The sequence below is a fragment of the Citrobacter sp. Cpo103 genome, assembly GCF_030332605.1.
In the GTDB taxonomy this organism is placed as follows: Bacteria; Pseudomonadota; Gammaproteobacteria; order Enterobacterales; family Enterobacteriaceae; genus Citrobacter; species Citrobacter portucalensis.
Window position 1 is genome coordinate 1,168,824 of record NZ_JAOWHO010000035.1, and the last position, 19,112, is coordinate 1,187,935.

32 protein-coding genes are annotated in these 19,112 nt (G+C 50.4%); 6 read left to right on the forward strand and 26 right to left on the reverse strand.

Annotated features, from left to right (window positions below; translation table 11 throughout):
* Positions 1-2: 2 nt before the first annotated feature.
* The 3 genes from OGX89_RS22110 to hxpB all read right to left on the reverse strand — a co-directional run bounded on the left by OGX89_RS22110 (position 3) and on the right by hxpB (position 2,269).
* A complete protein-coding gene (locus tag OGX89_RS22110) occupies positions 3-602 on the reverse strand; it encodes a metal-dependent hydrolase (RefSeq protein ID WP_122973937.1) in 600 nt (199 codons plus the stop codon).
* Between the two features lie 83 nt (positions 603-685).
* Positions 686-1,447, reverse strand: a complete 762-nt coding sequence (gene kduD / locus OGX89_RS22115) for a 2-dehydro-3-deoxy-D-gluconate 5-dehydrogenase KduD (protein ID WP_126956103.1) — start codon at positions 1,445-1,447, stop codon at positions 686-688.
* Positions 1,448-1,600: 153 nt separating this feature from the next.
* Positions 1,601-2,269: a hexitol phosphatase HxpB gene (gene hxpB / locus OGX89_RS22120; protein WP_126956105.1), complete on the reverse strand. Its 669-nt coding sequence runs from the start codon at positions 2,267-2,269 to the stop codon at positions 1,601-1,603.
* A 166-nt stretch (positions 2,270-2,435) separates the two neighbouring features.
* Here hxpB and OGX89_RS22125 point away from each other — a divergent pair, with 166 nt between their 5' ends.
* Positions 2,436-2,972 carry a YniB family protein gene (locus OGX89_RS22125; protein ID WP_008784573.1) on the forward strand — a complete coding sequence of 179 codons (537 nt, stop codon included), beginning with the start codon at positions 2,436-2,438 and terminating at the stop codon, positions 2,970-2,972.
* 64 nt (positions 2,973-3,036) lie between these two features.
* On the opposite strand, the gene OGX89_RS22130 is transcribed toward OGX89_RS22125, so the two are convergent.
* Both OGX89_RS22130 and pfkB read right to left on the reverse strand, forming a co-directional pair.
* Positions 3,037-3,897 (reverse strand): fructosamine kinase family protein, encoded by an 861-nt coding sequence (locus OGX89_RS22130; RefSeq protein WP_003030598.1) that lies wholly within the window; start codon positions 3,895-3,897, stop codon positions 3,037-3,039.
* Between the two features lie 270 nt (positions 3,898-4,167).
* Complete coding sequence (gene pfkB, locus OGX89_RS22135; protein ID WP_003832567.1) at positions 4,168-5,097, reverse strand: 6-phosphofructokinase II; 930 nt, start codon at positions 5,095-5,097, stop codon at positions 4,168-4,170.
* Positions 5,098-5,384: 287 nt separating this feature from the next.
* Here pfkB and OGX89_RS22140 point away from each other — a divergent pair, with 287 nt between their 5' ends.
* Positions 5,385-6,143, forward strand: coding sequence for a DUF481 domain-containing protein (locus OGX89_RS22140; protein WP_003832568.1), 759 nt, complete (start codon positions 5,385-5,387; stop codon positions 6,141-6,143).
* Positions 6,144-6,306: 163 nt separating this feature from the next.
* On the opposite strand, the gene yniD is transcribed toward OGX89_RS22140, so the two are convergent.
* Positions 6,307-6,414 carry a small membrane protein YniD gene (gene yniD / locus OGX89_RS22145; RefSeq protein ID WP_003030590.1) on the reverse strand — a complete coding sequence of 36 codons (108 nt, stop codon included), beginning with the start codon at positions 6,412-6,414 and terminating at the stop codon, positions 6,307-6,309.
* 456 nt (positions 6,415-6,870) lie between these two features.
* Between yniD and OGX89_RS22150 the strand changes: the two genes are divergently transcribed.
* Entirely contained in the window at positions 6,871-8,079 is a 1,209-nt protein-coding gene (locus tag OGX89_RS22150; protein ID WP_101699999.1) for a tyrosine-type recombinase/integrase, read from the forward strand.
* On the opposite strand, the gene OGX89_RS22155 is transcribed toward OGX89_RS22150, so the two are convergent.
* From OGX89_RS22155 to OGX89_RS22240, 18 genes are all read right to left on the reverse strand, one after another.
* Positions 8,037-8,273, reverse strand: a complete 237-nt coding sequence (locus tag OGX89_RS22155; protein ID WP_032936075.1) for a hypothetical protein — start codon at positions 8,271-8,273, stop codon at positions 8,037-8,039. The genes OGX89_RS22150 and OGX89_RS22155 overlap by 43 nt on opposite strands.
* A gap of 108 nt (positions 8,274-8,381) precedes the next feature.
* Positions 8,382-8,999, reverse strand: a complete 618-nt coding sequence (locus tag OGX89_RS22160; protein ID WP_103142882.1) for an Eac protein — start codon at positions 8,997-8,999, stop codon at positions 8,382-8,384.
* A 9-nt stretch (positions 9,000-9,008) separates the two neighbouring features.
* The gene (locus tag OGX89_RS22165) at positions 9,009-9,248 is read right to left on the reverse strand and encodes a DUF4222 domain-containing protein (protein ID WP_126956107.1); all 240 of its coding nucleotides are present in this window, start codon (positions 9,246-9,248) and stop codon (positions 9,009-9,011) included.
* 198 nt (positions 9,249-9,446) lie between these two features.
* Positions 9,447-9,668: a TraR/DksA family transcriptional regulator gene (locus OGX89_RS22170; protein ID WP_126956109.1), complete on the reverse strand. Its 222-nt coding sequence runs from the start codon at positions 9,666-9,668 to the stop codon at positions 9,447-9,449.
* Positions 9,665-9,847, reverse strand: coding sequence for a hypothetical protein (locus OGX89_RS22175; RefSeq protein WP_126956111.1), 183 nt, complete (start codon positions 9,845-9,847; stop codon positions 9,665-9,667). The genes OGX89_RS22170 and OGX89_RS22175 overlap by 4 nt, the downstream gene beginning before the upstream one ends.
* A gap of 95 nt (positions 9,848-9,942) precedes the next feature.
* Entirely contained in the window at positions 9,943-10,161 is a 219-nt protein-coding gene (locus OGX89_RS22180; protein ID WP_057101640.1) for a hypothetical protein, read from the reverse strand.
* Positions 10,158-10,709: a phage N-6-adenine-methyltransferase gene (locus OGX89_RS22185; RefSeq protein ID WP_126956113.1), complete on the reverse strand. Its 552-nt coding sequence runs from the start codon at positions 10,707-10,709 to the stop codon at positions 10,158-10,160. The genes OGX89_RS22180 and OGX89_RS22185 overlap by 4 nt, the downstream gene beginning before the upstream one ends.
* Positions 10,706-11,164, reverse strand: a complete 459-nt coding sequence (locus tag OGX89_RS22190) for a hypothetical protein (RefSeq protein ID WP_232397939.1) — start codon at positions 11,162-11,164, stop codon at positions 10,706-10,708. Before OGX89_RS22190 ends, OGX89_RS22185 begins: the two co-directional genes overlap by 4 nt.
* 2 nt (positions 11,165-11,166) lie before the next feature.
* The gene (locus OGX89_RS22195) at positions 11,167-11,847 is read right to left on the reverse strand and encodes a lambda exonuclease family protein (protein WP_126956115.1); all 681 of its coding nucleotides are present in this window, start codon (positions 11,845-11,847) and stop codon (positions 11,167-11,169) included.
* Entirely contained in the window at positions 11,844-12,773 is a 930-nt protein-coding gene (locus OGX89_RS22200) for a recombinase RecT (RefSeq protein WP_126956117.1), read from the reverse strand. Before OGX89_RS22200 ends, OGX89_RS22195 begins: the two co-directional genes overlap by 4 nt.
* Before the next feature lie 2 nt (positions 12,774-12,775).
* Complete coding sequence (locus OGX89_RS22205; RefSeq protein ID WP_126956119.1) at positions 12,776-13,069, reverse strand: host-nuclease inhibitor Gam family protein; 294 nt, start codon at positions 13,067-13,069, stop codon at positions 12,776-12,778.
* A gap of 8 nt (positions 13,070-13,077) precedes the next feature.
* Positions 13,078-14,049, reverse strand: a complete 972-nt coding sequence (locus tag OGX89_RS22210; protein WP_126956121.1) for a coiled-coil domain-containing protein — start codon at positions 14,047-14,049, stop codon at positions 13,078-13,080.
* A gap of 77 nt (positions 14,050-14,126) precedes the next feature.
* Positions 14,127-14,435, reverse strand: a complete 309-nt coding sequence (locus tag OGX89_RS22215; RefSeq protein ID WP_126956123.1) for an XkdD/Y8K6 family phage-associated protein — start codon at positions 14,433-14,435, stop codon at positions 14,127-14,129.
* Positions 14,422-14,598, reverse strand: a complete 177-nt coding sequence (locus OGX89_RS22220; RefSeq protein WP_126956125.1) for a host cell division inhibitory peptide Kil — start codon at positions 14,596-14,598, stop codon at positions 14,422-14,424. The genes OGX89_RS22215 and OGX89_RS22220 overlap by 14 nt, the downstream gene beginning before the upstream one ends.
* Entirely contained in the window at positions 14,595-14,753 is a 159-nt protein-coding gene (locus tag OGX89_RS22225) for a hypothetical protein (protein ID WP_185879275.1), read from the reverse strand. The genes OGX89_RS22220 and OGX89_RS22225 overlap by 4 nt, the downstream gene beginning before the upstream one ends.
* Positions 14,750-15,004 carry a DUF7446 family protein gene (locus OGX89_RS22230; protein WP_126956127.1) on the reverse strand — a complete coding sequence of 85 codons (255 nt, stop codon included), beginning with the start codon at positions 15,002-15,004 and terminating at the stop codon, positions 14,750-14,752. Before OGX89_RS22230 ends, OGX89_RS22225 begins: the two co-directional genes overlap by 4 nt.
* Positions 15,005-15,152: 148 nt before the next feature.
* Positions 15,153-15,923: a hypothetical protein gene (locus tag OGX89_RS22235; protein ID WP_126956129.1), complete on the reverse strand. Its 771-nt coding sequence runs from the start codon at positions 15,921-15,923 to the stop codon at positions 15,153-15,155.
* 334 nt (positions 15,924-16,257) lie between these two features.
* The gene (locus tag OGX89_RS22240) at positions 16,258-16,407 is read right to left on the reverse strand and encodes a hypothetical protein (protein WP_185879276.1); all 150 of its coding nucleotides are present in this window, start codon (positions 16,405-16,407) and stop codon (positions 16,258-16,260) included.
* Positions 16,408-16,708: 301 nt separating this feature from the next.
* Between OGX89_RS22240 and OGX89_RS22245 the strand changes: the two genes are divergently transcribed.
* Entirely contained in the window at positions 16,709-16,918 is a 210-nt protein-coding gene (locus tag OGX89_RS22245; protein WP_126956131.1) for a hypothetical protein, read from the forward strand.
* A 40-nt stretch (positions 16,919-16,958) separates the two neighbouring features.
* On the opposite strand, the gene OGX89_RS22250 is transcribed toward OGX89_RS22245, so the two are convergent.
* Together OGX89_RS22250 and OGX89_RS22255 are read right to left on the reverse strand one after the other, a co-directional pair.
* A complete protein-coding gene (locus OGX89_RS22250; RefSeq protein ID WP_126956133.1) occupies positions 16,959-17,339 on the reverse strand; it encodes an SEN1984 family lipoprotein in 381 nt (126 codons plus the stop codon).
* A 48-nt stretch (positions 17,340-17,387) separates the two neighbouring features.
* Entirely contained in the window at positions 17,388-18,092 is a 705-nt protein-coding gene (locus OGX89_RS22255; protein ID WP_126956135.1) for an XRE family transcriptional regulator, read from the reverse strand.
* Positions 18,093-18,203: 111 nt separating this feature from the next.
* On the opposite strand from OGX89_RS22255, the gene OGX89_RS22260 reads away from it, so the two are divergent.
* Positions 18,204-18,431: a helix-turn-helix domain-containing protein gene (locus OGX89_RS22260; RefSeq protein WP_006820549.1), complete on the forward strand. Its 228-nt coding sequence runs from the start codon at positions 18,204-18,206 to the stop codon at positions 18,429-18,431.
* A gap of 30 nt (positions 18,432-18,461) precedes the next feature.
* On the forward strand, positions 18,462-19,004 hold the full coding sequence (locus OGX89_RS22265) for a toxin YdaT domain-containing protein (protein ID WP_126956137.1): 543 nt from the start codon (positions 18,462-18,464) through the stop codon (positions 19,002-19,004).
* Positions 19,005-19,112 lie beyond the last annotated feature (108 nt).

Sequence of the window (19,112 nt, forward strand, 5' to 3'; positions counted from 1 at the left end):
TATTAGTCAATCTGATGCGTTATGAAACGATTAAACTGCATTTGTAGCGTATTAATCATCTGCGAAGACCAGCGTACCGCGCTGTTCTCTTGTATGGTTTGCGGCATCCAGATTGCCCATGCGAACAGCGCCATGCACAGAAACCGCTCCAGTTGATTGCCTTTTTGCGGCACGAGGATAGGCAGACGAAAACGCCAGCGGCAGGGCCAAAGCAGGGGAACGCCTGCTGGGGTCAGCATGTCGGCCAGAATGTGACTAAGATAGCCGAGTACCATACCTTGTAAGGCATCGGCCGGTATTATCCAGGTATCCGGGACTTTCAGGTAGAACGTGGCCAGCAGGGCAAAAACCGCCAGCAGGCTATGTGTAAACCCGCGATGACCAAATGCCCGGGCAATGGGTTTTGATATCCACTTCAGACGCTGTCCCAGCAGAGATTTGGGATGATCGATATCCGGCAGCAGGCACGTTAAAATGGCTGAAGGAACAATATGCCACCAGTCACCCTGGGCAAGAACGGGCGTTAGTTCGGCATTCTTGGCAAATACCGCACAGGCAATAGAAAAAAGAAGGTGGCCTTCCGCCGTCATGATAAAACCCAATAAACTGTCAATTCATACAGTATAGGGGTTTTATACAGTAGGCGGAAGAGGTGACGTTGTAACCCTATGTCACAAGTGCGGGTTTAGCGTGCCAACCAACCGCCATCCACGGCCAGCGTATAGCCATGAATATAGTCAGAGGCGGGACTTGCAAGGAAAACGACCGGGCCTTTCAGGTCATTTGGCGTGCCCCAGCGTCCTGCGGGAATACGATCGATAATCTCCTGATTGCGCTCGCTGTCCGCGCGCAGTTGCTGGGTGTTGTTGGTCGCCATATAGCCGGGCGCGATGGCGTTGACATTAATTCCCTTGGCCGCCCATTCATTGGTGAGCAGGCGGGTGATGCCCAGAACACCGCTTTTTGATGCGGTATAGGAAGGTACACGGATACCGCCCTGAAAAGAGAGCATCGATGCAATGTTAATGATTTTTCCGCCATTGCCCTGAACCAGAAACTGACGCGCCACAGCCTGCGACAGAAAGAAAACGGATTTGAGATTCAGATTCATCACGTCATCCCAATCTTTTTCACTGAAGTCCAGCGCATCCTGACGGCGTATAGTTCCTGCATTGTTGACCAGAATATCGACCCGGCCAAACGCCGACACCGTTTTTGTCACGATGCTGGTGAGGGCATCTTGGTGACTGAGGTCGGCCTGAATGGCCATAAAGCGTCGACCGAGGGCGTTAATTTTCTCTGAGGTTTCATGCGGTATTTTACGATTCACGCCGACTACATCGCAGCCCGCTTCAGCCAGCGCCACTGCCATACCCTGCCCGAGGCCGGTGTCACATCCAGTGACGATGGCGACTTTACCTTCGAGACGAAAAGCTTCCTGAATCATGTTTACCTCAACTATTTATGTCATTAACGCTTGCGCTATAGGGCAAGGATAGGAGAGGTTAAACAGAAATACAATTTAAAATGAAACGGCGTTTTAAAAATGCAAGGATGAAAAATGAAAAAGCGGGCAATACGATCATTGCCCGTTACAGGATTAGCCGCGCAGATGTGCGGCAGTAAGTTTGGTGAGCGAGGTTAGTTTGACGTCGGCAAGCACGAAGCGAGGATCGTCCTGATTCTCATGCGCTGGTACGACGATGGAACGCATACGAGCAGCTTTCGAGGCAATCATGCCGTTCACTGAGTCTTCTAGTGCTACGCAGTTTAACGGGTCAATGCCCAGTTTTGCCGCACAATCGAGGTAAACCTGTGGGTGCGGTTTGCTGTAAGGCAGTTTTTCTGCAGAAGCCAGTGCGTCGAAGTCATCGCGCAGATCAAACATGGTCAGCACTTTTTCCAGCATATGCAGCGGAGAAGCGGATGCCAGTCCTACTTTGATTCCCTGAGATTTGCACAGTGCTACAGCTTCACGAACGCCTGGCAGCAGCGGTTTTGTCTCTTCAACCAACGCAATGGCCCGGGTAATGATGCGCTCGGTGACTTCCTGACGTGAGGGGCCGTTCCAGGGTTGCTGCGCAAACCACAAATCAACCACCATGTCGATGCGTAAGCCAAGGGTATCGGGAAGTTCATGGCGGCGGGAGATATCAACGCCTAAACTTGCTATCACATCCAGTTCAGCCTGATCCCAAAGCGGTTCAGAATCGACCAGTAACCCATCCATATCGAAAATTGCAGCAAGAATTTGACGCGGGGTTGACATTACAACCTCTCCTTTACGGTGATAAAAGGGATTAGAGCCAGCCTGGACGGACTCTGAGCGTTCATTACGGCTAATTCAGCAGTATACCGCCTTTAAAGATCAGGCGAAAACGGTAATCAACGGGTAAACTTAGGCCAAAATGACACGTCTTAATCAAGGGGAACTCATGACGTATCAACAAGCTGGACGCATTGCCATCTTGAAAAGGCTGGTGGGATGGGTGGTTTTCATTCCCGCGCTGATTTCAACGCTGGTTTCAGTACTGAAGTTTATGTACGCGCACAGCGAAAAGCAGGAAGGGATTAACGCGGTCATGCTCGATTTTGCCCATGTGATGATCGACATGATGCGGGTGAACACACCTTTTCTTAACGTGTTCTGGTATAACTCACCAACGCCTGATTTTCAAAGTGGACTGAATCTCGTTTTTTGGCTGATATTCATTCTGATTTTTATCGGCCTGGCGTTGCAGGACTCAGGCGCCAGAATGAGCCGCCAGGCGCGTTTCTTACGCGAAGGCGTTGAGGATCAGCTAATTCTGGAACAAGCAAAGGGCAGTGAAGGATTATCCCGCGAGCAACTTGAGTCGCGAATTGTGGTACCGCACCATACGATCTTCTTACAAATTTTCCCGCTTTATATTCTGCCGGTGATCGTTATCGTGATCGGCTACTTCTTCTTCTCACTGCTGGGCTTTTTGTAAGTGCCACTCTATCGGGCCTGCCACGTTGCGAAACGGCAGGCCTGATAAGCAACACGGTACGTCGTTAAGCCGCCAGTAATCTATCCAGCGCTTTCTGCGCCACAACTAAATGCTGTCCCCCGAACAGAATTGCCCGATTCAGCAGCGTATAGAGCTGGTAGATTGGCTGCCTGTCGAGAAAGTCCAGCGGCAGTGGCGAGACAGACTGGTAACCGTCATAAATTTGCGGCGGCTGATCGGTATGTAACGGCAGCATTGCCAGGTCACACTCTCTGTCCCCCCAGTAGCAGGCAGGGTCAAAGATGTACGGACCGTTAGGACCGAGGGCGCAGTTCCCGGACCACAAATCACCGTGCAGGAGAGACGGCTGCGGCTGATGAGAAGAGAGACGTTGCTGGACATGTTCGACGATAGCGTCAATATTGCCAAACGCTATGCCTTTTTCAGCGGCGAGTTCTAGCTGCCAGCCTATACGCTGCTCGGCGAAAAAGGTTGACCAGCGACGTTGCCAGGTATTTGGCTGCGGCGTGGTAGAGAGCGCGTTATCGAAGTCGAGACCAAACTGAGGCTGGTCGCTCCATTCGTGCAAATGCGCAAGCTGTTGACCGAGGATAAATGCGTTATGTGCATCAAGCGGACGGGGAGGGAGGAAATCCATCACCAGAAAGCTGTAATCTCTGTCTGCGCCTACTGCCCAGACTTTCGGTACCGATACAGTTTGACTGCGGGAAAGTAGCTCCAGCTGATCGGCTTCTGCCGTAAAGCCGGTTAACAGCTCTCTTTCATCGCATTTGACGAAAAAATCTCGCCCCGCATAGCGTAAATGCCATGCGGCGTGGATCTCTCCGCCGGGCAGTTCATTACGCAGTTCGATTTCGCCTTCACCTAATTGCTCGCTTAAAAGACGACTGATAGCCTGCCACATGATGTCTCTCCCCATGTTGTCTGCCAGATCATAAGGTTAGCGCAAGAATGCGGTTAAAAAACACGAACTGACGCACACCACGGACGCGTCATCGCTGGAAAGGCACTTAATGTTTGTCGTTCTTCTTCACCTCGCACCGTTGTGGAGACACCTGACTGCACATGATTCACTTCTTTGTAATCACGTGATTTTTTATCATAGTCGCATAACACCCATGCTGACAGTTTTACGCGAGAATCCCCCTTTTTCTTCAAAAGAGGGACGGTGTCATTACTGAGCGAGATACGAATATATTTTTTGCGTGTCGTCCAAAGAGCACAGGCGAGTACCCTGATTCAGCGTTGCTGCACTGCCCGCGGCGACACCGTAACGGACAATATCCTCAAAAGGCGCGTTCTCTGCCAGTTTAAGCGTCATGGCCCCGACCATACTGTCGCCTGCACCTACGGTACTTTGACTTTTCACCGGTGGCGGAACCATCTGAACGCAGGTATCGCGATCTACGCCCAGCGCCCCTTGCGGCCCAAGCGAGACCACAACGCGGTGCGCTTTCCCACTCTGTACGATTTCCTGCGCGGCCTTGCGCACATCATCGGGTTGAGTGAGTTCGCGGTTTACCAGCGCACTCAGTTCTTTGAGGTTGGGTTTGACCAGTTCGATATTGCCGATGGCTAACGCCGCCGTCAGTGCTTCGCCTGAGCTGTCGACAATACAGCGGATCCCCTGTTTTTGTGCGGTGGTAATGAGCCGGGTCAACTTCTCAAGCTGTACGCCGGGCGGCAAACTGCCGCTGATGACCAGCAGCGCACCAGACTCAATTTCCAGCACCTGATCCTGAAGTTGGTAGAACTCGTCATCGGTCAGCGCAGCGCCTGGCATGACAAAACGATATTGTTCACCGCTGGACTCCACGTGGACATGAAGATTTTGTCGGGTCCAGTCTTTGGCTTCGACGGTAGATACGGGAACATTTTCGTCGGCGAGCAATGCAACAAGATGCTCTCCGGTTGCACCCCCCGCGGGGAAAATCGCCGTTGCGGTTCCGCCAAGATGGGCAATTGCGCGAGCGACGTTGATACCGCCGCCGCCGGGTTCAAAAACCGGCGAGGTACAACGAAGCTTACCTTCCGGGTAAATTTGCGGGGTGATTGTTGCGCTATCGAGAGAGGGCGCAAGTGTTAACGTATAGATACGTACCATCTTTACCTCCTGTTAGGCTGAACTCAGTCTGGCACTTAACCTCCCGAAAGTGAAGTAATTAACAACATGATTTTTCATATCTTTATTTAAAATTATCGTCATAAAGATATATAAATAAAATAAAGGTTTAGGAACGCTCTTATTCAAAAAATGAAATAAGAATTTATTGCTATGTTATTCGAGTCTTTTTATAATTTGTTACCTTTCAGGGGTCTTTTGTCATTGATCCATATGAAAGTTTCCGAGACCGTAATGGTCTCTTTTTTTGTTGTACGGACTCTTAATAAATGAAGCTTTTGAAGACAGTGCCCGCAGCACTACTGCTGACGGGAGGCCTGCTTGCGTCAATGCATGCTGTAGCCGATGATTCCGTTTTTACTGTCATGGATGACCCTTCCAGCGCGAAAAAACCCTTTGAAGGTAACCTGAACGCGGGATATCTCGCCCAGTCAGGCAACACAAAAAGTTCTTCTTTAACCGCAGATACCACCATGACCTGGTACGGCCAAACGACGGCATGGTCTCTGTGGGGAAATGCCAGCAATACCTCCTCAAATGATGAGCGTTCATCGGAGAAATATGCCGTAGGTGGCCGTAGTCGTTACAACATGACCGACTATGACTATCTCTTTGGACAGGCAAGCTGGTTGACCGACCGCTACAACGGCTACCGCGAGCGTGACGTGCTGACCGCGGGTTATGGTCGCCAGTTCCTCAACGGACCTGTGCACAGCTTCCGTTTCGAATTCGGTCCTGGCGTGCGCTATGACGAGCACACGGATGGCACCACCGAAACGCAGCCGTTGGGCTATGCGTCCGGGGCCTATGCATGGCAGATGACGGACAACACCAAGTTTACTCAGGGTGTGTCGGTATTCGGCGCTGACGATACCACACTCAACTCTGAAACAGCCCTCAACGTTGCCATCAACGAACACTTTGGGTTAAAGGTGGCTTACAACGTGACCTGGAACTCTGAACCGCCGGCAACAGCGCCGGAGCATACCGATCGTCGTACTACTGTTTCACTCGGCTACCGGATGTAATGACAAATCGGGTCAAATAATTGGCCCGGTTTTTATCTATTAAAGTTAAGGTTATTTAATATTTAATTTGCGTTTTATTTTTTACCTGGCCATAACACGCTATTTTCAGACAAATTCGATTAATCGATAAATAAACGAAACCGGAACAGTGGGTGAGCGTCATTTAGCCCCAGATCATCGCAGCCCAGCGCAGCATCAACATGGCCGCACAAATAACGAGCAGAATCACAACCATCTTCCAGTGTTTCTTCGCAAAGCGATTTGTGGGCATTGTTTTTTTCCTGCTCAGGTTAGATGACTTTGTGCAAGTGTAACAAAGACGGTTGGGTGTCAGTGAATTGATTTACATCATAGAGTGCACGTTGATTGTTGCTTTGATCGACCCGTAATGCCGTGTACACTGTTAAACGGTGTTATCAAAAAGCGGGTGTAGGTCCAGTGTGGTCTTTAAGGCGACCAGTGACATATTTCGCAGAGTGAAGCGGGAATCAGCCCACACCTTTTTGATAATTTTAAATATTGAATCTTTGTATGTGATCTTACGTGTAAGTACCATCCAGAATTTCACCTCATTCCTGTCTGTTCCTACCTGTTTCATAAATTCCGCACCACTCCTAACTTTATTCAATTTACCCGTTTCAATTTAGTTCATCTTGTCCGCGTTCGTGTCGTAGAATCTGTGTACCAAATCGTGTACCAATTCCGACAAAGCTGAACAGGGACAAGCATGCCTCTCAACGATACCAAGCTCAGACGTATAGCTGGCAAGCCATATGATGGACCAGAGGAGATAGCTGACGGTGGTGGGCTTTCTGCCAGGATCAGCCCAAAGGGACTAATCACCTTTCAGTACCGCTATCGCTTCAACGGGAAACCGGCCCGGCTAAAACTTGGCACCTACGGCAAGATGTCGATCAAAGAAGCCCGTGACGCGATGGAGGAATGCAAGGGCTGGCTGGAAGAGGGACGTGACCCAGCAATGCAGCGGAAGAAAGCCAGAGACATCGTATCCAGTTCTCCGAGCATCAGCACCCTCGTTGATGAGTGGCTTGAAACACCATCAGTGAAAGAGATGGTGAAGTACGAATACTGGAAGCGGATGCTGAAGCTTCACGTTACCGACAATTACGGCCGACTGATAGCAGATGAGATGAGCCCCGTTGAGTGGGAGCAGATATTCCTGCGCATAACGAAAGGTGGCTCGCCGGTTCAGGCTGGTAATGTTCTGGTGAAGATGAAGCAGGTGATCCGCTATGCGCTGCGCCGAAAACGTATAACTTCAAATTCGCTAATGTTACTCGAAATTAATGATGTCGGTAGCCGCCCGGATGACGGGGAAAGATTTCTGAATGATGATGAGATAGGCGTGTTCTGGAATGCTATCGATAAAACCAAGATGTCATGGCAAAACAAAATGCTGATCCGCATTGTGGCGCTTACCGGCTGCCGAGGCGTTGAATTGAGATTAGCAAGGAAGGGTGACTTTGACCTGAAGGCGAGGGAATGGGTTATACCGAAAGAAAACTCGAAAACGCGTAAGCGCTTTGTACGAGGGATTTCTCAACTGGCAGCCGATTATCTGCAGAAGGTTTTTGATGTGTACCCCGATCAGACAATCGTGTTTCCACCGGCAAAACTACAGGTGGACAGGCCTATGTCAGCCAGTACATTGATTTCCATCGCGGGGCAGGTGGAAGAGGTTATGGGTGGGGAACACTGGTCTCTGCACGACCTGCGCAGAACGTGCAAAACAAAGATGGCTGAGCTTGGCGTTGCGCCTCACGTATCAGAGAAGATACTCGGGCATAAGCTAACGGGGATGCTGGCTGTTTATGACCAGTATGATTACATCCCCGAGCAGCAGGCGGCAGCGGAATTGTGGGCCGAGAAGATTCAGGCGTGTGCAGCCAATAGCCCTTTATCTTTACAGAACTGAATAACCTCTACGTAGCGGAAGAGAGCGCCACCTTTCGGAGGGTGAATTTCTTCCACTTCCTGCGGGAATGGTGTGCCAGATTCCTCCCACTGTTTGCGCTTACGATAGAACGTGGTTCTGGAGATACCACCAAGCATCTCCTGAACGCGCTCACGGTTAACCAGAACCGGTTGAATGCTGATTGTTGTTTGCATGCTTTTCTCCAGGCAAAAAGAATGCCCTCACACTGGAGGGCAAATGAGGGATAACGTGGCAGTGCATTCGCACCCAATAGCCAGCTCATAACTGGCTATCAGTTGCGTTCAGTCATTCGGCTGGTTAGCGATGTCGTAAAACTGCCCGTAGGTTATTTTCTGGAAGTTTCCCGGTATCTCTACTTCGCCATGCCGCTCTTCTTTATTGTTCGGGATAGCGAATACCAGGCAGTCATCACGGCCCGGGTGCTTACCGCCATATGTAGAGAGCATCGCGAAACCGAAGCCACGTCCAGACTGGCCGCCGATGCCGGTTCGCATAATGCCGTAGTGGTTAACGATGTAGTCTTTCCACTCAGGCAGAGATTTCAGCTTTTTGTTGGCTTCCTCCATTACAGAGTCGAGCTCTTTGTTGTAAGCCCGGCCCTCTTTTGTATTCCCTTTCCCTCTCCCCAGCACCACTCGCTTACCATCAAACATCTCTTCACGCTTAATGGTCATAGGGCAGGGGAATTGATATCCCTTCTCCCATACAAAACCATTTAGCAAACCGCCTCCGCCACCCCATCCACTGGACGTTGTCCACGCAATAGCGCCGACCTTGCCTGCCGCTTCAGGCAGAATAGAGTTACGCTGCTCTCTGATATCGTCATAACCTGCAATAAGCGACTTCACTTCATCGCCTTCAACCATGTAGTAATCATAAAATTTGCTTTGGTCTGACATAATCTCTCCTCATGCCGCACGCATAGCGCGAAGCGATTTAATGTGCTCGCTCGTTTCCAGTTCGGCGCGGATCTGCTCCGCCTCCCGGTGGTCGAGTGGTTCGAAATCTGTATTAAGTCGGTAGATTGATGCGTAACCAATTCTGCCGTTTCTTCTGTAGCGCACGACATCATTCCTGACCCCTTCAATGATGACGGGCCACCCATGACGATCAGCGAATATCTGGCCGCGCTGGATTAGCTTGAACATTGGCTGACTCCTGCTTGCGCTTTAATTCCTCTCGGTACGCGGCAACCTCTTTAGCCTTTCTTTTCTGCCGAGGTGACGGTTTCGCATGCTCCCAGACAAAAGGCCAGTTGCTGCCCCATACCTGCCAGCGCCTATTGCTGATCCGATAGGTGTTGTTGATGTGAGCTCTAACCAGGCGGCGGGCTTTCCTGTTGTCCATCACCCCCTCCCTTGCTTTCGGCGAAGTTCGCTATCCTGCTGGCAACTGGCGCATCGCTGGCATCCGGGCACCTTCACCCGTCGCAGTTCCGGGATATCCTCGCCGCAATCACTACAGTGCGTTGCCGATACCGCATCACGGTTAATCCGGTGAGCCTGTATTGCTTGTTCGCGCATCATCTCTTCGAGAGCGCTGGCCTGATCGATTATTTCTGATGTCATTTGCGACTTCTCCTGCGTTTTTTGGCTGCTCGGCGTGCTGCTGCAATACCAGTCTTCCCACCACCAACTGGATAACTGGCATCCATACGTAAAGCAGGAGATATTTCAGCAGCGCTCCATTGTCTGACTGATGCTATTGAAGAAAGAGCGATAGCAATAGCGAGTGATGACCTTTTCATCAGTGCTCCATGAACTGTCGGTTAATTCGGTTGAAGGTGAACGCGAGAAAATAAAAAGGCCGCATTAGCGACCTTGTGATTCATTTTGGTTAGCGTCATGATTCGACTCCGTACCGGCCTTGCATCCGACCGATGCTGCTAACGAATGCCACCAGGCTGATACCCAGCGGCGCAATTTTCTGGTGATGCTTCTTGATGATTGGCGGCACGACTGCATTCCATTTCGGCTTAGGCCTGCATTTCAGTGCCTGCTGAATCTCTGCCACGCATTTACGTCCCTGTGCTCTCACTACGTTGTTTTGCTCTGGTGTCATGCAGCCTCCCGTCGAGCGAGAAGTTTCGCTCCGAAAGTCATTAGTTCGTCCCGTTCCACAGTTGCGAAGTGGCAGTGTGTACGCGGGTACGGATGCCAGATGATGAGCATCGATCCTTTATTATTTCCCGATACCGGCTTACCGGTGACCGGGTTGATAAATGCCAATCGCCCGGCGGTTATGAATCGCACCTCGCTTGCTGTCTCGATAGCCTCGCGGAACCAGCCGACGGAAGTATCAGCCGGAACAAGCATGACGGTGCCAATCTGATTCTTGCTCTCCGCTGCGGCTTTCTTCACGAATGGCGTGATGTCGCTATACGGTGGGTTCAGCCAGCAGTAACCGGGTATCGTCAGTAAATCGCTCCACGGCGTTTCCAGCGTGTTCTGCTCGGCGGTGATGAACTTGCGGCATAGTGCATTGTGCGGTGCTGCTGCCGCGTCCAGCTGAAAGCAGAACTCAGCATCCAGCGCGGCGAACAGTGCCGGTGGAGTGCGCCATAAATCACGCTGATCTGCTGGCGTGTTACTTCCGGTGTAATCAGTCATGAATCCTCCCGTTCAGGATTTCTTACATCCCATCCATTCCGCTCAATATTCACAGACAGCCTCTTATCTCCGACCTCTTCGATACTCCGACCGGTAATCTCTGCTACTTCTGCGTTGGTGTAGCGCATGAGAATCGCTAACTCTTCCGTTGACCATTCACGCATAGTTAATCCTCTGGAGCGGGACAGTGCGTTACGCTTGCTTCTGACTGAGTAAATGGAGCGACCGGTTGCCGTGGCTATCTCTTCCTCTGAGAACCGACCAAAGAGATGAAGCTCTGCGGCAGTCCATGGTCTGCCGGTCATCTTGCTGATGAGTGGTGCGCCGATACGTGATGCCTGGCGAGTGACTGCCGATTCGGAACGCTCGAGTTTTTCTGCGATAACATGAACCGGCATTGTTCTGCCAACTTCATGCAGGAACAGATTTTCCCACGGTTGCCAAAGTTCGCTCATCGCTACCTCCATTGCTCACCGAAAGTGAAGCCGATCTCCGCCAGCGCCTCGTCCATCTTCTCGATGAACTCCGGGACCATTTCGTTGAAATCTGTCATGTACTGCGGATCCCGATCAACGATGACGTGGTGAATGCCCTCTCGCTTCATGCGCGGGTCATAGTTTGCGAAATACCAGGCATCTTTACCTGTCACCCACATGCTGAACTGCACCTGTGCCATGTAAGCCGACTTGATAGCTTCGAAGCCACCAAGTCTGAATTTCATAAAGTCGCGTGATGTGAACGGGCATTTAAGTTCAAGTCCGAACCCGTTACTGCACAGGCCGTCAGGGGAACAAGCGGTGCGCATGCTTTCGTCACGGAACAGGATCGGAGACTCCGTAACTGTCACGTCAGTAGTGAACTCGAAGAGTGTGCGTGCGTCTTCCTCGAACTGCTTACCCCACGCCAGAGCCTTTGCATTAACCTCAGGCGATACACCGGTGCACACCTCGGCTAGAAGGGTGTGAAAGTAAGACATTTTCATGTCTGTCCACTTCTTACCTGATCTTGGTTTTGAAATGACGTTATGAACTTCTGATGCGGTGATGACGCCGAGGCGCAGCCGGTGCCACGCCTCATCGCCCTGTTGTATAGTGGTTACGTCAATGCTGGTCCGGGCAAGGATAATATCTGGTGTCATGCAGCCGCCTTTTGCCTGAGGAACCCGAGAGCCTTAACGCCTTCCCGCTCTGTCAGGTCGGTTGGATGCGAGATAGGGCGTTTGAAAATGCGTGAGCAGAGAGGTAGAAGATCGGCGTCCCATGTCTTATCCAGAGAGACGAGCAGGTCGTTAATCTCTTTCTGAGTGGTTTCGCTAAGAGGCGTAATATCTCGCTCAGGCTGGCGCTCTGCCGAAAAGTTGATACCTTCCTCTCCCTCGGTATTAACGTGGTCGATAGCGGCATCCAGTCGTTCACGGCGAGGCCAGTATTTGGCAGCTTGCTTCACGACTGTCTTGAGGATCATCTGCTCTTCGTCAGTAACCCATGGGCACTTTTTGCTGCTGTCCTGCTTGTATTTCTTCCAAGCTTCTGACCGGTCACGGATCGCATAGATATCTGCGATTCGCATGGTATGGGTCAGGTAATCGCCTTCATCAGTTTTTACCACGACATACGCGCCAACAATCTCTCCGCGTTGTTCAGCGGTGTCGAAGTCGTTGTATTTGTGACATGGAGCCTGATCGATGAACTCCCGGAGAAAGGTGTCGTTATTCCGCACGATAGCCGACTGACACCACTTAATCGCACCGGACTGTTGGGCGATGTGCATCAATCCCATATAGCTAATGTCTAGACAGATAGAACCTTTGCGAGGAACCAGATAAGCCAGTTTCTGAGCCGGATTAAGTGATATACCGATCCCTGCAACGTTCATCACCGCGCTGCGGGTGCTTACCGGGTTGGCGACGGCAATTTTTGCCAGATAATCATTATTCGCGAATATCTGCATCGCGAATTCTGACTCGCGTTTGAAGTTGATAGAAGGCTCTGCACATACCTGCTCAAATTCAGCCTTCAGCGGGTTAACCAGTTCGAATACCTGGTTGATTAGCAGATTAGCCATTACTACTCCTCATCAATATCTATTTGGTGGCGAGCAATTGTCTCAGCCATAAAACGAAAGTATTCAGCGGTCCTTTCCTGAAACTCGACGTCGTCATCGAACGCGCGTGAAATTGCCTTCTTGCTGGCCCCGCGTCGTTGCAGCTCGTCAACGCACAACGATTCCAATTTGCTCTGTGGTAACCCTTTCTCAAGGTCATCAGCCAGTTCAGATTCACGCTCTTCTCTGGCTATTTGCTGATAATGGCGCGTCCAGTTCTGCGCCTCGATACGGTCTTGAACGTGGTACGCTGCCATGATCAACCTCAGTAATTAATATTGGTGTGTGGGACTAGGCCATTCATTAGAGCCGTCAGCACTTCGATGGCTTGCTCGCGGGTTATGCTGGAGTTTTCGGTGAGCGACTTAACGATGTCTGCACCAATCGCCTTGCGGTGCTTAACATCTGCTTCACGCTTTGCCTTCTCGTCAGAGATACGCTTCTCTTCTGCCAGACGTGCGGCTTCTTTCGCTTCAGCCTCACGCTTGATGCGATCTGCTTCTTCCTGAGCTTTGCGTTGTTCAGCTTCAATGGCTGCTTTCTTCTCTGCTTCAGCTTTCTCCGCGGCGTCTTTAGCTTCCTGCTCTGCGCGTTCTTGTGCTTGCTTAGCCAGTAATTCAGCCTGTGCTCTTGCTGCAATCGCATCCTCTTCACGCTTCTTCGCCGCTGCCAGTTCAGCCGCTGCTTTCTCTTCGGCTTCGCGCTTTGCCTGTTCTGCTGCTTGACGCTTCAATTCCTCTTCGTGAGCAATGCGCTGGCGTTCTGCTTCTTCTGCTTTTTCTTTGGCTTCACGGTCATGTTTTTCGTTCATGAGCAAAGCAATTTCATGGTCTGACTCGAACTGCTTACGGTCTTCCTCTGCTTTAATCTTGGCGGCCTCCTCTGCCTTAATTCGTTCCTGTTCTGCTTCCCACTCTGTTAGAGGTCGGCGCACTTCATCTTTCAGCGCGTCAAGACGTTCACGAACAATGCGGCGACTCTCATCAATCTGCTTTGGTAGCGCTTTCAGTTCTGCTACAAGGTCTTTACCAGCGTTGTCGATATACGTTTTGGAACGCGCAACCTTGTGCGCCATGGATGCGATAGCATCACGACCTTTCTTGGTGGATACATCCGGAACCAGGCTGCGAGCCTCTTTCTCGATTTTTTCAATGATGGGATCGAGCTGCTCGTTATTGGTGAATACAGCCATTGCGTTCGATTTTTCGATAACGACTAAATCCGTTACTTCACTCATGGTCTCTCCTGAAATTTGGTTGTGCGCTTCCCGTCTGCGATAGCCGGACGAATAGGGGGAATGTGGGGTGGGAGTTATTACTTGCCGAGAGCTTTGTCGATGGCCTGCTCTGTCTGATACAGGAGGTCTTTTGTCGGGTTTAACGACTTCTCTTCGCTTTCGTAACCAGCTGCGTAAAGTTGATTCCTCAAGCGGAGACAAGCTTCCAAAAGCTCTGGGGCGGCAGCGATCAAGTCGGCGTTTGCGAAGTCTTCCTCCGCGCTGGTCATGTACGTGCCGACTACGCAAAGGATGTCACCGAAATCATTCATAATTACTGATGTTGCCATTGACTCTTCGTCATCATGAGCAACCCATGGGCCAGCGCTACCTTTAAATTCTTCCATTGCTATCTCCTACAGACTGATTCGAATTACCGCGATACCACGGCATGCCAGCGGCTCTCTTCATCTCTTCGTTGGCTTCCATCCACTTGGCACCGTTGCGTTGAGCTTTGGCGTCACGGGCTTTCTTCTGGGCCATACGGAGTAACTGGTGATTGATGGTCATGATTGTTTCTCCACCTGCTTAAGCAACCCGGCATACGCCATCTGCCAGCTGTTCATTGTGATTTTCTCGCGAGGTTTATCGACTGATGAGAGTTGCCACTCGTTGTCGTTGAGTTTTGATGCGTGGTACTGCTTGCCGTTGTGGGTGACTGTCATGACCCAGCCTCCTGCTTTTCTTTGATGTCAGCTCGGAGGTGAATTTCACGACCATCAGGAAGTGAAAAAACTTTTATGTCGTCGGTCTTCGCGAGGTAATGAGCTGTGGCATGAAGGACCTGGTCAGTAACATCAAACTTCTCGCCAACAAATTTCATTGCGCTAAAAGCAAAGTTCTTTGCTGGCTTTGCTCTTCCAGCGTATATGCGGTTGGTAAGTCCGCTGCGATTCACCATGATTGGATTACTCATAATCATCTCCGCGCTTAAGGCCGCGCCGCCGAACGTTAAACAAGACTTCTGCGCTAATGGGCGGTGGATAGCCGCCATTCATAACTTGAGCCACTCGTAAATGACTCCAGGTATGAAAAAAGCCGCTTGTTAAGCGGCTTCAAGGAAGTTAGTAATCGGCGCCGGGATAGGCGTAATCATCTGGATCGCAATCAAGAACGAGTTTTGACTGCCCGTAATAAAGCGCCACTAACGCTCGCTCCCAGTTCGATCGTACGAGTCCAAGCGATGTGATTTTGCGGATTTCGGTGTCGTCAAGTTTTGCACTGTAAATTTCATACACCGGGTGACCATCGACTTGCTCGCAATCAACGATTCGAGCAGCAAGGTTATGCTCAAGTTCGTATTTATTACGTTCTGTACGAGAACTGTAACGGAGTGAATCGAAATCCTTATCTGGGCGCTTGTCGAAGTAGAGGTGGATAAAGCCACGTTCTTCTTCAAGTCTGAAATCAGGAGCTTCCCATTGGTTTTCGAATGCTTCCTCTCTGTTATCTTCAATGAAACCATCAAAGATAGTGCTGAGTTTTATGTATTCAGGCACAGAGTTATCCTGCATCACTTCAGCCAGCGCTTCATCAGCCTTTCGCAACATGTCGTCAGCTATGCCGCTCTCTGTCCACTTAGTGCGGAGCGCGTTGGCAATCATTTCGTTGTAGCGGCTTAATTCGATTAGGTTGTCTATATTGGCTGGAAGCGCTGCTTTGAATGCTTCTCGAGCTGATTTGCCAAAATCACCATAAGAGCGAAATGCATCATCAACCAGCTCTTTGAACATCTTTTCAATGCTGTTATCAATTATTTCGACTGCTTTTTTGCTATGCGAAAACTCAACGCAGCGCTGAGTCAACAACGCGCTCAATGTTAAATCTGTGTCCATCGCCTTACCCTCTGTCGTTACCCGCTGATGCGGGAGAAATGCTTTGGTCGGTGTGGTGGATTCGTGGACCGGATTGATCCGCGAGCATCACGAATCAGCTGCCCACCACACCCCAAAACATTCCACTGTGTGCCCCGGCATAATCCGGGGCTCAATGTTGGTTTTCAGTCGTCACTGTTACCTGTTACATAACTCCTCCGATACGATGCGCCGCGTCGAAAAGGGTGGCAGCGGCTAGCCAGGAACTTTCGAAATGCTTTGGCGATTGGATGGCCGGCGCTGATCTCCGGCATAAGGCGCTTTTTAGGCGGCTGGAGCTGACTTATTTGCTTAGCTATCCTCGGGAGTCAGTCACGTCCCCCTGCGCATCAGCCTGCGCATTCATCCAATCCCAAAACATTCCCACTGAAGATTCCCCGATGTTCGGGAACTGAGCAGCAAACCATTCCGGTGCGGAGTCCTCTTCGTGTGCTATACCCGCCACGCGTTACACACCTGCCTCAATCCCATTGGGCGCCATTTCAATTTGCCAGGAGCGCTCCGGGTGATTTGCTGCTTGACTGAATTCTTAATGAGCAGGCGACTTGCTGTCCGCCGCTGGCTAACTTCGCTCAGCTGTCGATGTTTCGTTTCGATGGGTTGATAATAGCGATGAGTATTATTTATAGCAATACGTATTGATATTAATTGATAGCAAATGGTATTAATGCGTTGATAGCTAAAGGAATTTATTTTTGTAAAAGTTGCGTGTTATGCTCATAAAAACATCAAGAGGAAAGCTTTTTATGGAACTGGATGATGAAAGAGTAAATATGATGGCTCACGCAGCTGGGCGTGCAGTGATGGAATTGTGCCTAGCAGACATGCCTGTGACTCAGCAAGCTATCATCGACAAGCTGGAGCAGTACCGGAAGGAAACCGGTAACGTGATTGGTAAGGGGATTAACAGAGATGCTGCGGAGATCGTTCGGAATGGCAGGAAAGCATTAAGGTGAAGAAACCCGGCCAGATAGCCGGGTATAACTCATCGGATTATTAATCAGCCCAGCCTGATTTTGTATTGATTGCCGATTCGGCCATGGTGTATTTCTGCACCTTATCGTCTTTAAACAGAATGGTCAGCTCTTTCTTAGTGCCATTTGTTCCATTATGGAAAAGACCATAGAAGGGGATGAACGTAGTCCCGTTCACTTTCACTTTTGCGAAAGCATATTTCCAGATCTCATTTCCGCCGTCAGTGTAAGAAACAGCGTCTGGTGATCCAAAATAAGATTTCACGTCTGCTTTTGTTGTCTTTCCTTCTTGAATTTTAGATTGAACGCTAGTTTCTGTCTCGTTCTTCAGTTGCTGGTTACCAGAGGATGCGCAGCCTGCAACAGTAAAAGCCAAAGCGACTGCCAAAAGGTATTTTTTCATTCCTTTTCCTTTGCTGTGAAAGCTTCTAACGATGAAGCTAAATGTATTTCAACCGTGCTTTCTGTATGTCTGTGGCATACTACCAATCACCTTGCCGAACACGAAGATTTTATTCATCTCTTCTTTTTCGATCGGTTCCCACGGGCGATATGTCTTATTGTCAGATATTACCAGCAGCTTATCCTTCATCTTCTGCAAGCGTTTAACGTGTGACGTGTCGTCGTAGATGAATGCGTATATTCCGTCACCGTCAAAGTGCTGGACGCTGATATCCACAAACAGCAGATCGCCTGGCTCAATAGTGCCAGACATGCTGTCGCCGCGGACGTTGATAATCCTTATTTGTTCTGCCTTCCTGCCATTGAACATCCGGCGAGCATCTTCGACTGAATATTCCACGGATCTAAGCACCTCTACAAACTCGCTATTGATGGCGCCTGGTCCGGCGCTCACGCAAAAGTCTAGCGCTTCAATTCGAAAAGTGTCAGTAGGTGCAAGCTCTGTTTTTGGCTGCGAAATTTCAGGAGTTTGACCATCTGCACGCATCGGCCCAACTCCGGTTGAAAGCCACTCAGTGCGAACGCCAAGCGCATTGGCGATCTCAACGATTTTAGTCGAGCCACGCGCATTTCCACTGGTCAGCCTCCATATGGTGGGCTGAGCAATGCCAGCCGCTTTAGCTAAAGCGCCCTGAGACATGCCAGATAGTTCCATTGCCTGATTCAGGCGTTCTGCAAGAGTTTCTTTTTTCATGAGTTTAAATTTATACGCTTGCGTATTGATGGTCAAAACACGTTTTGCTATTGCTTAAATTAATACGCATTGCTATTATAATTTTGCACCAATACTCATAGGAATTGGAAAATGATGAACAAAACCATCCAGCGCGCCATTGATATCGCTGGTAGCCAGAAGAAATTAGCCGACCTTTGCGGTGTGGCGCAGCCGACGGTATGGCGCTGGTTGCACGGCGGCGGAATAGATGCCCGTTATGTAATGAAAATTGTGTCTGCAACCAACGGCAAGCTCAAACCAGCAGATATCCGTCCAGATCTCGCCCAACTACTTGGGGCGAATAACACAGCCGCTTAACGGCGGCTCTCACCACGAAAGGGAAAGCAAATGCAATCACTTGCGTATCAACACAATACCGGAATACATCCGGGAGCGATGATAAACCGCGCTCAACCCAAAGAGGCACCTGACCACGAAAAAATCCGCGATGCGGTCCGGGCATGGTCGTCGGCGCTGGAAAATCAGGACGTGGTGTCAGCGCTGATCATCAACGAATACCGGGAGCAGGGCGGGACCGCCATCAGCTTTCCGGACGATATCAGCCGGGCGCGCCAGAAGCTATTTCGCTTTCTAGATAACCGTTTCGACTCCGATCAGTACCGCGAGAACGTCAGTGAACTGACTCCCGCAATCATGGCGGTCCTTCCTGTTGAGTTTCGTGCTCGTCTGGCGCCACAGAACGACACTATGTCGCTGATTGCATCAGCCATGAAGGAATGTTCAGAGGCAAAGCAAGCTGTGCTGCTGGACGCTCCAGAGCATCAGAAACTGAAAGAAGTAAGCGAGGGTATAGCGTCGCTGTTCCGCCTCATGCCGGAACAGGTAGGGCCTCTGATGACGATGGTCACATCGATGCTGGGGGTCATGTGAGGACTACAGAAATGGCGAAAGCCGGTCTGCGCGAACAGAACCGACTTTCTGGTGCAACAAACGCGAGTCAATTGCGAGGTCATTATGACAAACGCTAATCCAAAACGC